11 protein-coding genes are annotated in these 12559 nt (G+C 61.1%); 6 read left to right on the forward strand and 5 right to left on the reverse strand.

Annotated elements, in window-relative coordinates:
• Positions 1 to 3: 3 nt before the first annotated feature.
• The 3 genes from JZX88_RS19125 to JZX88_RS19135 all read right to left on the reverse strand — a co-directional run bounded on the left by JZX88_RS19125 (position 4) and on the right by JZX88_RS19135 (position 4630).
• Positions 4 to 2994 carry a sarcosine oxidase subunit alpha gene (locus tag JZX88_RS19125; protein WP_206914453.1) on the reverse strand — a complete coding sequence of 997 codons (2991 nt, stop codon included), beginning with the start codon at positions 2992 to 2994 and terminating at the stop codon, positions 4 to 6.
• On the reverse strand, positions 2991 to 3311 hold the full coding sequence (locus tag JZX88_RS19130; protein WP_110758709.1) for a sarcosine oxidase subunit delta: 321 nt from the start codon (positions 3309 to 3311) through the stop codon (positions 2991 to 2993). Before JZX88_RS19130 ends, JZX88_RS19125 begins: the two co-directional genes overlap by 4 nt.
• A gap of 65 nt (positions 3312 to 3376) precedes the next feature.
• A complete protein-coding gene (locus JZX88_RS19135) occupies positions 3377 to 4630 on the reverse strand; it encodes a sarcosine oxidase subunit beta family protein (protein WP_206914454.1) in 1254 nt (417 codons plus the stop codon).
• 84 nt (positions 4631 to 4714) lie between these two features.
• On the opposite strand from JZX88_RS19135, the gene JZX88_RS19140 reads away from it, so the two are divergent.
• On the forward strand, positions 4715 to 5761 hold the full coding sequence (locus JZX88_RS19140) for a GlxA family transcriptional regulator (protein WP_065117797.1): 1047 nt from the start codon (positions 4715 to 4717) through the stop codon (positions 5759 to 5761).
• Between the two features lie 13 nt (positions 5762 to 5774).
• Here the strand turns inward: JZX88_RS19140 and JZX88_RS19145 are convergent, their stop codons facing one another.
• Entirely contained in the window at positions 5775 to 6536 is a 762-nt protein-coding gene (locus JZX88_RS19145; RefSeq protein WP_116979302.1) for a UTRA domain-containing protein, read from the reverse strand.
• Positions 6537 to 6662: 126 nt separating this feature from the next.
• On the opposite strand from JZX88_RS19145, the gene JZX88_RS19150 reads away from it, so the two are divergent.
• The 5 genes from JZX88_RS19150 (at position 6663) to JZX88_RS19170 (ending at position 11232) form a co-directional block, all read left to right on the forward strand.
• On the forward strand, positions 6663 to 7706 hold the full coding sequence (locus tag JZX88_RS19150; protein ID WP_065117798.1) for an ABC transporter substrate-binding protein: 1044 nt from the start codon (positions 6663 to 6665) through the stop codon (positions 7704 to 7706).
• A 109-nt stretch (positions 7707 to 7815) separates the two neighbouring features.
• The gene (locus tag JZX88_RS19155) at positions 7816 to 8622 is read left to right on the forward strand and encodes an alkaline phosphatase family protein (protein ID WP_206914455.1); all 807 of its coding nucleotides are present in this window, start codon (positions 7816 to 7818) and stop codon (positions 8620 to 8622) included.
• Complete coding sequence (locus JZX88_RS19160; protein ID WP_206914456.1) at positions 8619 to 9443, forward strand: ABC transporter permease subunit; 825 nt, start codon at positions 8619 to 8621, stop codon at positions 9441 to 9443. Before JZX88_RS19155 ends, JZX88_RS19160 begins: the two co-directional genes overlap by 4 nt.
• Complete coding sequence (locus tag JZX88_RS19165; protein ID WP_142858940.1) at positions 9440 to 10234, forward strand: ABC transporter permease; 795 nt, start codon at positions 9440 to 9442, stop codon at positions 10232 to 10234. The genes JZX88_RS19160 and JZX88_RS19165 overlap by 4 nt, the downstream gene beginning before the upstream one ends.
• Entirely contained in the window at positions 10231 to 11232 is a 1002-nt protein-coding gene (locus JZX88_RS19170) for an ABC transporter ATP-binding protein (protein WP_206914457.1), read from the forward strand. The genes JZX88_RS19165 and JZX88_RS19170 overlap by 4 nt, the downstream gene beginning before the upstream one ends.
• A gap of 57 nt (positions 11233 to 11289) precedes the next feature.
• Here the strand turns inward: JZX88_RS19170 and JZX88_RS19175 are convergent, their stop codons facing one another.
• Positions 11290 to 12228 carry a sugar ABC transporter substrate-binding protein gene (locus tag JZX88_RS19175; protein WP_206914458.1) on the reverse strand — a complete coding sequence of 313 codons (939 nt, stop codon included), beginning with the start codon at positions 12226 to 12228 and terminating at the stop codon, positions 11290 to 11292.
• Positions 12229 to 12559 lie beyond the last annotated feature (331 nt).

Genomic DNA, 12559 nt, shown 5'->3' on the forward strand with positions numbered 1-12559 from the left:
GGATCAGATTTTCAGGCGGGTGTTTTCGGGATCGACAAACACCATCCCGGTGATTTTCGCAGCAATGGTACGGTCCAGCATCGGGATATAGACGGTCTCGCCCATCCGCTCATGCCCACCCTCGACCAGCGCCAGCGCAATCGGCTGGCCGACCGCATCCGAATGGTAGGATGAGGTCACATGCCCCACCATCTTCATCGGGATCGGCTGTTTCGGATCAAAGACGATCTGCGCCCCCTCCTCCAGCTTCGAGCGGTCTTCCGTCAGAAGGCCAACGAGATGGCGGCGGCCCTTGGCGATGAGATCGGGGCGGGCAAGACCGCGCTTGCCGACGAAATCAGGCTTCGCCTTGCCCACGGCCCAGCCCATCGCCGCATCATAGGGCGTCACCGTGCCGTCGGTATCCTGCCCGACGATGATGTAACCCTTTTCGGCGCGCAGAACATGCATAGTTTCGGTGCCATAGGGGGTGATGCCATATTGCTGGCCGGCCTCCCACAGGATTTCCCAGAGCTTGCGGCCGAGCGGCGCCGGCACATTGACCTCGAAACCGATCTCGCCGGTGAAGCTCACGCGGAACAGGCGCGCCGGCATGCCGGCAACGGTGCATTCCACGCAGGACATATGCGGGAAGACCTCTTCCGTGAGTTCCACACCTTCCACCAGCGGCGCAAGCAGCTTGGCCGCATTCGGGCCGTTCAGCGCGATTGTGGACCATTGTTCGGTGGTGGAGGTGAGCCAGACATTGAGATCGGGCCATTCGGTCTGGAGGTAATCCTCCATCATGTTCAGCACCCTCGCCGCGCCGCCTGTCGTGGTGGTGACGTGGAAGCGGTCTTCGGTCATGCGGCCGATGACGCCGTCGTCGCGGATGAAGCCGTCATCGCCGAGCAGCAGGCCATAACGGCAACGGCCGGGCGCGAGCTTCGACCAGGGATTGGTATACATGCGGTTCATGAATTCGACCGCATCCGGCCCGACGACCTCGATCTTGCCGAGCGTCGAGGCATCGAAAATGCCCACGCTCTGGCGCACCGCCCGGCATTCACGGCCGACCGCTGCGTCCATATCTTCGCCCGGCTTCGGGAAATACCAGGCGCGACGCCATTGGCCGACAGGTTCATAGACCGCGCCATGTTCCTCAGCCCAGCCATCGATCTGCGTCTTGCGTGTCACTTCGAAATGCGCGCCGCGATGATAACCGGCGAAGGCTCCGAAGGTCGTCGGCGTATAGGGCGGGCGGAAGGTGGTGAGGCCCACCTGCGGCTGAGGTTTGCCAAGTGCTTCCGCCGCGATGTTGAGGCCGTTGATGTTGGACATCTTGCCCTGATCGGTGGCCATGCCGTTGGTCGTATAACGCTTGACGTGCTCGATGGAGCGCATGCCCTCGCGCACCGCAAGCCGCAAATCCTTGGCGGTCACATCGTTCTGGTAGTCGACGAAAGCCTTGGCCTTGCCGGCATCGCGGTCGCTCGGCAGTTCGGTGTGCGACACACCGCTGCCGGTGCGGTCATGTTCCACCGCATGGCCGGCGGCAATGGCCGCCTTGCCGAGTGCTGTGGCGACTTCACGCCCGCGCTCCGCGCCGTCCTTCAGCGCTGCCTCGATGCCCCACAGCCCGCGTCCGGCCCCGGCAATCACGCAATCCTCATTGGTGAGGGCAGGCAGGAAGGTCGTCCGTTCGTCATCCCAGGCGAGCTTGCCCTGCGTATGGGAAAAGAGATGCAGCGACGGCGTCCAGCCGCCGGACATCAGCACCGCGTCGCAGGCAATCTCCTGTCCCGCGCCGACCGTTGCCCCCTTGACCGGGTTGACGCGGACCGACTTGACCCGCAGCCGCCCGGAGGTCGCCGTCACCGTATGCGACAGCTTGACCGGAATGCCGAGCGCACGCGCCTCGTTGACCAGCTCTTCCCGCACCGTCGCGCGCGTATCGATAATCGCCTGAACGCGTGCACCCGCGCCGTGAAGATCGAAAGCCGCGTACCAGGCGCTGTCATGGCTCGTCACCACCACCGGGCTGTTGCCGACCTTCACGCCATAGCGGTTGAGATAGGTCTGGGCAGCACCTGCCAGCATCACGCCCGGACGGTCGTTGCCGTGGAAGACCAGCGGCTTTTCCAACGCGCCCTGCGCCAGCACCACCTGACGTGCCCTGACCCGCCACAGGCGTTCGCGGGGCATGTCCTTCGGTACGGTTTCCAGATGGTCGGTCAGCTTTTCGCAGAGGCCGATCATGTTCTGGTGGTAATAGGCAATGGCCGTCGTGCGGGTCATGACCCTGACGCCGCGCTCCTTCAGCGCCTTCAACTCATCCGCAAGCCAGGTCCACGCGGGCTTGCCATCGATCTTCGCCTGCGGCTCGGACAGCAGCGTGCCGCCGGCCTCGGCATTTTCATCGACCAGCACGACCTTCAGACCATCGACCGCCGCCGCACGCGCCGCAGCAAGGCCGGCAGGACCAGCGCCGACGATCAGTACATCGCAATGCAGGTTGCGCGAGGCATAGGTGTCGGGGTCTTCCTCCGTCGGCGAAACGCCAAGACCAGCCGCCGCACGGATGAAGGGTTCATAGACCTTGTTCCAAAAGCTCTTCGGCCACATGAAGGTCTTATAATAGAAGCCCGCCGAAAACAGCATGTAGGCCATGTCGTTGACCGCGCCGATATCGAATTTCAGGCTCGGATATTTGTTCTGCGAGGTGGTTTCCAGCCCGTTCCATATTTCCTGCACCGTGGCGCGGGTGTTCGGCTCGAACTGACCGGCGCCACGGCGGGTGCCGATCAGCGCATTCGGCTCTTCGGAACCCGCCGCAACCGGGCCGCGCGGGCGGTGGTATTTGAACGAGCGGCCCATAAGATGCACGCCATTGGCCAACAGTGCCGAGGCGACGGTATCGCCCGTCACGCCGCGATAGGTCTTGCCGTCGAAGGTAAAGCTTACCGAGCGGGCGGCATCCACACGGCCACGGCCGGAAACGCGATAGGAATTCATTTCGACACCTCCGAACTTGCGGTCACGCGGGTCAGGGAAGAAAGCTCCGGACGCGGCTCACCCGCGCGATAGGTCGTAAGGAACCGGTCGCTCACCGTATCGCGCACGGCATTAAAGAAGCGGCCGCAGCCATGCAGATGCCGCCAGCGCTCAAAATGCGGACCTTTGACGTTTTCGCGGATGAACAGGAATTCTTCCCACTGTTCATCACTCTGCGACGACGGATCAGCGGCGCGGACGACATGGGCCTGCCCGGCATAGGTGAATTCGGCTTCGGGCAATGTTTCGTTGCAATAGGGGCAGCGGATCAAAAGCATCGTCGTATCCTCAGAGCATTTCCAGTAAAAGTGCGAAGCGGTTTTACGTCCGGAAAATGCGTGAATTAATGCGCCACGGCGGCGGCGGCGGCCTCGTCGATCAGGCGGCCGGAACGGAAACGTTCCAGCGTGAACGGCGCGTTGATCGGGTGCGGTTCATTTTTGGCGATAGTCCAGGCGAAGGTGTGCGCCGCGCCCGGTGTGGCCTTGAAACCGCCCGTGCCCCAACCGCAATTGACGTAAAGACCGGCCACGGGGGTCTTGCCGAGAATGGCCGAACGATCCGGTGTCACATCGACAATGCCGCCCCATTTGCGCAGCATGCGCATGCGGTTGAAGATCGGGAAGATTTCGACGATGGCCGCAATCGTATGCTCGATCAGCGGCAGGCCGCCGCGCTGCGAATAGGAGGTATACTGGTCCGTACCCGAACCAATCACCAGCTCGCCCTTGTCTGACTGGCTGATATAGGCATGAACCGCGTTGGACATGACCACGCAAGGGAAAATCGGCTTGATCGGTTCCGACACCAGCGCCTGCAGCGGATAGCTTTCGAGTGGCAGGCGCACGCCGGCTGTGTCCATCACGACGGATGTATGGCCGGCAGCGGAAACTGCCACCTTCTTTGCCTTGATGAAGCCACGCGCCGTTTCGACACCGGCGACGGAGCCATCGGCATTGCGGCGAATGGCGGTAACGGGGCAGTTCTGGATGATATCGACACCGCGGGCGGCGGCACCGCGCGCATAACCCCAGGCGACCGCATCATGGCGCGCCGTGCCGGCCCGCTCCTGCAACGCGCCGCCCATGATCGGATAACGGGCGTTGGGGGAAATGCTGAGCGGCGGGCAATATTCCTTGCATTCCTCAGTCGTGAGCCAGCGATTGTCGACGCCGTTCAAGCGGTTGGAATGAATGTGGCGCTTGAAGCTCTGCACGTCGTGCACGTTATGGGCGAGCATCAGCACGCCGCGCTTTGAATACATGACGTTGTAGTTCAGCTCCTGGCTCAAATTCTCCCACAGATCGACAGCGTGATCGTAGAGCCGGGCGCTTTCGTCATAGAGATAGTTGGAGCGGATGATCGTCGTGTTGCGGCCGGTATTGCCGCCGCCGAGCCAGCCCTTGTCGATGACGGCGACATTGGTGATGCCGTGCTGGCTGGCGAGATAATAGGCGGCACCCAGACCATGGCCGCCAGCGCCGACGATGACCACGTCATATTCTGTCTTCGGCTGGCTGTCGGGCCATTGCTCGTCCCAGTTCTTGTGGCCGGTCAGGGCGTTCTTCAAAAGATTGAAAGCATTAAAACGCGTCATGAGCGGACCCGATGGTTAAAAAACTCGTGTCGCAAAAGCTATGAAGATTTGCGTTGCGGCGGCTGGACAATCGCGTCTCTTTGCATGAATATTTGCGCCATGACCTCTCACCGTGCCAAGAAACGCCTCAGCGTCGCTTTTCTGCTTGCCGACCGTTTCACATTGTCGGCCTTCGCAAATTTCGTCGATGTGCTGCGCCTTGCCGCCGACGAGGCCGACCGCTCGCGCCCAATTCTCTGCGAATGGTCGGTGCTGTCGGCAACCATGGGCAGCGTTCAATCGAGCTGTGGTGTGAAGGTGCAACCCGACACGCGGCTGATCGACGCCGGGCATTACGACTATATCGTCGTTGCCGGCGGCTTGATCAGCGATCACAGCGCCCTGCCGCCGGAGGCGCTGCGGTTCCTCAAACAGCGTGCGGCGGCCGGCACTCCCATTATCGGGCTCTGCACCGGCGTTTTCATTCTGCACGAAGCGGGCCTGCTCGATGGTTATCGCTGCTGCGTGAGCTGGTTCCACCATCAGGATTTTCTCGACCGTTTCGACACGGTGCAGATGGTCTCCGACCAGATTTTCGTTATCGATCGCGACCGGCTGACATGTTCGGGCGGCCACGGCTCCGCGCATCTGGCGGCCTTCCTGGTGGAGCGCCATGTCGGCCAGTCCGCCGCCATCAAAAGCCTCAACATCATGATGATCGACAGCGCATTGAGCGGCGAAAAACCCCAACCCGGCCAGCAGAGCGCGCGCAGAGCCACGGACCCGCTGGTCAAAAAGGCTATCCTGCGCATGCAGCAGAATATCGAAGTGCCGAGAACCGTGCTCGAACTTGCCCGCGACCTCGGTCTTGGCCGTCGCAGTCTCGAAAGGCGTTTTCTCGGTGACCTGAAGGCGACGCCATCGAAAGTCTATCTCGAACTGCGGCTGGACCGTGCGCTTTCCCTGTTACGCAAAACGGAAGACACGATCACCCAGATCGCGCTTGCCACCGGTTTTTGCGACGCGCCGCATCTTTCGCGCACCTTGCGGGCCGAGCGGGGTTTCAGCCCCAGCGAATATCGCAAGACGCAGATCGGCCACGTCGCGACGGACGAGGAATTCGCCGTCGGCGTGCTCCTGCCGCAATCCTGAAGATATTCGAGCTTCAGCCGGCCGGCTGCTCCGGCTGGCCGGTTTCGACTCGCACCGAAATGGCGTCATGGCGCCAATATTCGAGATCGCAATCGATGATGCGGCCATGCTGGTCCTGATTGACGCGTGTGATTTTCAGGCCGTAAGCCCCTTCGCTACAACCAAGATGATGAGCCGGATATCCCTGCAACGCCACCGGATTGATTTCGAAATAGGCCGGACCATAGGTGACGGCATAAGTATCCTGATAGATCGTCGTGAGTGACCGGGTGAGGTCGTGCTGCACGATGTCAGGGAAAATCTCCATCGAAAGATAGTGTTCGACGAAAAGCACCAGCCGGCCGTCGATGCTGCGCTTTCTGCGGATGCGCCAGAACGGTGTTCCCGGCGCACAGCGCATGAGGGGCGCAAGCTCCTCGGGCAGCGCTGCGGCCTCGGCCTCCACCAGCAGGGTTTCGGCGGAGCGCCCCTGCTCCGCGGCCATGCGATGGAAGTGGGAACGGTGCAGCGGGCTGTAAATAAGGCGCGGTCCGGAAACGAACCAGCCACGCCGGCTTTCGCGAAAGATCAGGCCGTCGATCTCGAGGTGGAAAAGCGCCTCGCGCAGGGTGATGCGCGTGGTGGCATATTTCGCGATCAATTGTCTCTCGGAGAGAAGCCGGCCATGCTTCACCACCTCGCCTGCGGCAATGGCCCGGCGCAATTGCTGTTCCAGCCCGCCGCGCCGGCCGGCTTCGATATCGCGGTTGCCGCCTGTCGTTTCTCTGGCTGGCATCGCCGCCCTCATTCCATCGCCGTTAAAAAATAACGGGCGCGTCATGTCCGCGCCGAAAACGTCATTGGCCTGTCATAGCGAACCGATAATGAGCATGCAACTGGTCTAGACCAAGGAGCAAGCCCCGTGAAAAATTCCATCCTCTCCCTTTCCCTTCTCACCGTTTTTTCCCTTCCCCTCACCGCCCAGGCACAGGACGTTCCTGCCCTTGAAGCGGCCGCCCGCAAAGAAGGCGCCATCTACAGCGTCGGCATGCCGGACGGGTGGGCGAACTGGAAGGACACCTGGAACCAGCTGACCGAAAAATACGGCCTGAAACACGCCGATACGGACATGAGCAGCGGCGAGGAGATCGCCAAGTTCGCCAATGAAGGCGCCAATGCGACGGCTGATATCGGCGATGTCGGTCTCGAATTCGGCCCGATCGCTGTCGCCCGCGGCGTCACCCAGCCCTACAAGACCACGACCTGGGACCAGATCCCCGACTGGGCCAAGGACAAGGACGGCCATTGGGTCATCGGTTACACCGGCACCATCGCCTTCCTGATCTCCGCCGATGTCAAGAACCCGCCCGCTTCCTGGGCTGATCTGCTGAAGGGCGACTACAAGGTCTCGCTCGGCAATGTCGGTTCCGCTGCACAGGACAATGCCGCCGTGCTGGCTGCCGCCATCGCCATGGGCGGCGGTGAGGAAAACCTCCAGCCGGGCGTCGACCTCTTCGCCAAGCTTGCGGAAAAAGGCCGCCTGCTGGCCAATGGCGCAAACCCCGCCACGATGGAAAAGGGCGAAATCCAGGTCGCGCCGATGTGGGACTTCAACGCCCTCAACTACCGCGATGTGGTCGGCCGCGAGAAGTTCAAGGTCGTCATCCCCTCTGACGGTTCGGTCACCAGCGGTTACGCCACCATCATCAACAAATTCTCCAAGCAGCCCAATGCCGCCAAGCTGGCGCGCGAATATATCCTCAGCGATGCCGGCCAGATCAACCTGGCCAATGGTTATGCCCGTCCGATCCGCGTCGACCGCATCACCCTGCCGGCCGAGGCGAAGGAACGCCTGCTGCCTTCGGAACAATATGCCAAGGCCCGCCCGATCAATGCCGCCGTCTGGACCCAGGCCGCCGGCAAGCTGGTCAATCTCTGGCGCGCCAGCGTCGCCCCGAAGATGTAATCAGGCAACCGGCCTGAAAACCGAACGACTGTTCCGCGGGCAACGAGTCCGCGGAACGTGCTAAAAAGTGCTCGGGCAAACCGAACCACAAACAGGCGAGACGAAAGCGATGCACAAGACGATCTTCATTCTGCTGGATGGCCTCAGATATGCGACGGCAAGGGATTGCCTCGGATATATGGAAGGTCTGGTAACGGCCGGAAAGGCCGGTATCCACGCCGTACGCAGCGAATTGCCGTCGATTTCGCGGCCGCTTTACGAAACGCTGATGACCGGACTGCCGCCGGTGGCTCATGGTGTCACCAGCAACGGCGTGGTTCGCCGCTCCCGCTTTCCCAATGTCTTCTCGCTGGCAAGTGCGGCCGGCCGCACCACCGCCGCCTCCGCCTATCACTGGTATTTCGAACTTTATAATCAGGCGCCTTTCTCCCCGGAATTCCGCCATATCGAGAATTTCGATGGCGGCATTCATCACGGCTCGTTTTATTGGGCCGATCATTATCCGGACGACCATGTCTTTGCCGATGCGGATGTTCTGCTGCGCCGGCATGGCCCGGATTTCCTGCTGATCCACCCGATGAATATCGACAATGAAGGCCACAAACACGGCGGCAGCTCGCGGGAATATCGCAACGCCGCCCGTAACGCCGGCGATCTCCTGGCGCGGTATCTGCCAGCCTGGCGCGCTGCGGGTTACAACATCATCGTCACCAGCGATCACGGCATGAGCGATGACGGCAATCACGGCGGGCCGCATGAGACCGAGGCTCTGGTGCCATTCTATACATTCGGCGAGGCCTTTACGCCGGCTGCGGATGCGAAGCTTGCACAGACGGATATTGCCGGACTGCTCTGCACGCTTCTCGCCATTGCCGATCATGGCCTGCCCGTACCGCAGGGGCTGTTATCCGCATGAGCGTGCAGAACCGCAAAATGCGGCTGCTGGCAGCGCCGTTTCTCGGCGTTATCGCCATTCTTGTCCTCTGGCCGCTGGCGAGTGTCATCACTGACAGCTTTTTCGCCGGCGGTGCGCTGTCACTTGCCAATTACCGCACCATTCTCACGGATGCCTTTTATCTTCAGTCATTCGCGACCACGACGATCATTTCGCTCATCAGCACGGGAACGGGTCTCGTTCTCGGTTTTCTGGTGGCGGTGGCACTGCGGGCAAGGTCTGGCGGCACCCGCCGCATCGTCATGGCCTTCGCCAATATTGGCGCCAACTTCGCCGGCGTACCGCTCGCCATGGCGCTGATTTTCCTCTTCGGGCTGAACGGCATGTTCACGCTTTTGCTGAAGGAGTTTGGGCTGATCGACGATTTTAACGTCTATTCCTTTACCGGGCTCATCATCGCCTATTGTTATTTTCAGGTGGCGCTGGCCACACTGCTGATCACGCCGGCGCTCGCCGCCGTGGGTCAGGATATCGAAGAGGCGGCGGCGCTGATCGGCGTCGGCAAGCTGCGGTTCTGGCTGAGGGTTGGCCTGCCCACCGTCGCACGGCAGTTGCTGGCAATCGCCATTCTGCTCTTTGCCAATGCCATGGGCACTTTCGCGACGACCTTCGCTCTGACCGGCACGAGCATCAATGTCGTCACCATCCGCATCAGCGAACTGGTATCCGGCGATATTTTCTCCGATCCCAATCTCGCCAATGCCATCGCCATATGCCTTCTGGTCGTGCTTCTCGTGCCCATCACCGCAAGCCAGATATTGGCGGGAGAAAAGCGCCGATGACGCAGCAGGGTTTCAAAGGCGCAAGCCTGTTTCTGTGGCTGATGGCGCTCATCATGATATCGCCACTGCTGGCGACGATGATGAATGCGGTGGCGACCGACTGGTCCGGAACCCTGCTGCCGGCCGGGCTGACGGCGGATAATTTCGTCACCATCCTCTCGGACCCGCGTTTCCATGCGGCTTTGCTGCGCTCCACGCTGGTTGCCGCAGCCGCCCTGACGATCGCGACCCTGATCATCGTCCCGGCGGTCGTTTCCGCCCATATCTACTGGCCCGCACTTGACCGCTGGTTCGCCCGGCTGGTGATCTTGCCCTATGCCGCACCCGGCATCATTCTGGTGGTCGGTTATCTCAGGATATTTTCCGCCCCGCCGCTGCAGATCGGCGGCTCACCGCTGGTGCTGGTGCTGACCTATGTGCCGCTCTGCTTTTCGATGTTTTACATCGCCGTGAAGAACGGCCTGCGCAACCTCGACATCAACGAGCTTCTGGATGCCGGCCGGCTGATCGGCGCGAGCGACCTCGCCATTCTGCGACGCGTCGTCCTGCCCAGCATCCTGCCGTCCATCGCGGTCGCCATCGTGCTGAATTTCGCGACGCTGTTCAGCGAATTCGTCTACGCCAAGATGCTGGTCGGCGGCAATTTCGAAACGCTGCAAATGTACATGTTCGCCCAGCGCAGCCTCAGCGGCCGCATCACCAGCGTCATTGTCATTCTCTATTTCCTGCTCATCCTTGCCTTTACCCTGATCGCCTTTCGGATGGTCCGGGAAACGGAGCGTGCATCATGACCCATCTCGCGATCCATAATATCAGCGCCATTTATGGCAACGCTACCGTTCTCGACGCTATCGAGCTTGGCATCGACACGGGTGAAATGCATGTGCTGCTGGGGCCGTCCGGCTGCGGCAAGACGACATTGCTGCGCTCCATCGCCGGCCTCGTTTCGCCCTCGTCCGGATCGATCACGCTGGACGGCCGGCGCATCGATACCCTGCCGCCGAAGGATCGCGGCATCGGCATGGTGTTCCAGCACTATGCGCTTTTTCCCAATATGACGGTGCGGCAGAACCTCGCTTTCGGTCTGGAACAGCGCCGGCTGGCAAAAAAGACCATCGACGACAAGGTCTGCGCCGTGCTCGAAACCGTTTCCCTCAGCGATCGCGCCGAGCGGCGGCCGCATCAACTTTCCGGCGGCCAGAAACAGCGCGTGGCGCTTGCCCGTGCGCTGGTGCTCGAACCCAAGCTGCTTCTGCTGGACGAACCGCTTTCCGCACTCGATGCCCAGATTCGCAAGCGCCTGCGTGACGAGTTGAAACGCATTCAGCGTGAAAGCGGCCTCACCAGCATCCTCGTCACCCATGATCAGGACGAGGCCCTGTCGTTGGGCGACCGCATATCGGTGATGAATGCCGGCCGCATCGCCCAGACCGCGTCGCCGCAAGAGCTGTATTACCGGCCGGCCGACCTATTCGTCGCCGGTTTCATTGGTGACGCCAACATCATCACCGCCGAAGACATGTCACGCATCACCGGCAACCGCTTCGAGCGGACCTGCATCATCCCGCCACACGCCTTCACGATCGGCAACGCGCCGGACGGAACTGGCGTGGCCTTCACCGCCGAGGTGAAAGACATCAGCATCGTCGGCCCCACGGTCCGTTACCAGCTGGATGCGGCCGGCGTGGCGCTCAAGGTCGAACATGCAAGCGCCCAGGACGCGCTTTACCCGCCGCCCGGCCAGCACGTCACCCTCACCGTCGCCGAGCGTCAGCTGCACTACATCTGACCAAAGCGGCATTGCATGGCGGCGCCCCCGCCGCCATGCATCTATTCTCCTAGAGCATCAGTTGCGGCTGTCATAGGTGGCCAGGTTTGCGGGGGTTACCAGTTCGAACGGAATCCAGACATTCTGTTCGACCGGCTCCCTGGCAATCATCTTGAGCGCGGTTTCCAATGCACCCTTGCCCTGCCCTGCCGCATCCTGAAACACGGTGACGGCGAGCTCATCCGCCTTCATGGCCTTCATCGCATCCTGCGTTGCATCTATGCCGCCAACCACGATCTTGCCTTCGCCGGCGCCAAGCGGCTTTTTCACACCCTTCAGCGCCTGTATCGCGCCAAGCGCCATCTCGTCATTATTGGCGATGATCGCGTTGACGTCGAGGCCGGCGCTCAGCCAGTTGGTAACGAGGTCGGCGCCTGAAATGCGGGTCCACTTGCCGGCCTGCTTGTCGGCAACCGTGATACCGGCGCATTCCGGTTTCTTCAGCACATCCTCGGCCGCCTTGGTGCGGACACGGGCAGCCTCATAGGCAAGATCGCCCATGATGATATTGACCTTGCCCTTGCCACCGAGCAGGCGGCACACTTCGGTCATCTGCAGGGTGCCGGCCTGATATTCATCGCTGCCGACGAAGCTGACACCGCTCTCCGGCAGTTTTTCGACCGGTTGACGGTTCACATAGATCAGCGGAATGCCGGCGGCAGCGGCGGCAGCCGTGATCGGCTGGGTCGCCGAGGCATCCACCGGGTTGACGATGATCGCATCCAGTCCCTGGGCGACGAAATTATTGACCTGATCGAGCTGCCTGCCGATATCGGTCTGGGCATCCTCGAATTGCAGCTGAACATCCGGCTTGCCCTCGGCCGAACTCTGCATCGCAAGCCGCAGGATCGTCAGGAAGTTGTCATCGAAACTCGACATTGCGACGCCGATATTGGTGGCATTCGCCGTCGTAAAAAGCGCGGACGACAAAAGCAGTGCGGACAGTAGGGATTTCATCGTTTCCTCCTCAATACGCCGGCGTGCGGCGCCACGTTGACCAAGGGCTCCTCAACCCTTGTTGTCACCAATAATGGGAGCGCTCTCAATCTGTCAACCTCGATAATGGTGATGAAGGGTCCGCACCGCAGGGCTTGATTGAATCCCATCACAATTATTTCCCACGCGCCAGAATTTCTGGCCAAGCCGTTAGCCTTGGCGCAGAAAGACAAAACCCTGCAAAATACGGGAAATCCAACGACAACCAGCCCATCCCCGATGGAGACCATAGCGATATTGACAATATGGGAGCGCTCTCATATCAAAATGACAGATCACATATCCGTCTCTG

Source organism: Agrobacterium sp. OT33 (assembly GCF_017313365.1).
GTDB lineage: Bacteria > Pseudomonadota > Alphaproteobacteria > Rhizobiales > Rhizobiaceae > Agrobacterium > Agrobacterium rhizogenes_A.

Excerpts from the sequence above, each read along its gene's own strand:
- JZX88_RS19125 (WP_206914453.1), bottom strand. The coding sequence starts at position 2,994 with ATGAATTCCTATCGCGTTTCCGGCCGTGGCCGTGTGGATGCCGCCCGC.
- JZX88_RS19130 (WP_110758709.1), bottom strand. The coding sequence starts at position 3,311 with ATGCTTTTGATCCGCTGCCCCTATTGCAACGAAACATTGCCCGAAGCC.
- JZX88_RS19135 (WP_206914454.1), bottom strand. The coding sequence starts at position 4,630 with ATGACGCGTTTTAATGCTTTCAATCTTTTGAAGAACGCCCTGACCGGC.
- JZX88_RS19140 (WP_065117797.1), top strand. The coding sequence starts at position 4,715 with ATGAATATTTGCGCCATGACCTCTCACCGTGCCAAGAAACGCCTCAGC.
- JZX88_RS19145 (WP_116979302.1), bottom strand. The coding sequence starts at position 6,536 with ATGCCAGCCAGAGAAACGACAGGCGGCAACCGCGATATCGAAGCCGGC.
- JZX88_RS19155 (WP_206914455.1), top strand. The coding sequence starts at position 7,816 with ATGCACAAGACGATCTTCATTCTGCTGGATGGCCTCAGATATGCGACG.
- JZX88_RS19160 (WP_206914456.1), top strand. The coding sequence starts at position 8,619 with ATGAGCGTGCAGAACCGCAAAATGCGGCTGCTGGCAGCGCCGTTTCTC.
- JZX88_RS19165 (WP_142858940.1), top strand. The coding sequence starts at position 9,440 with ATGACGCAGCAGGGTTTCAAAGGCGCAAGCCTGTTTCTGTGGCTGATG.
- JZX88_RS19170 (WP_206914457.1), top strand. The coding sequence starts at position 10,231 with ATGACCCATCTCGCGATCCATAATATCAGCGCCATTTATGGCAACGCT.
- JZX88_RS19175 (WP_206914458.1), bottom strand. The coding sequence starts at position 12,228 with ATGAAATCCCTACTGTCCGCACTGCTTTTGTCGTCCGCGCTTTTTACG.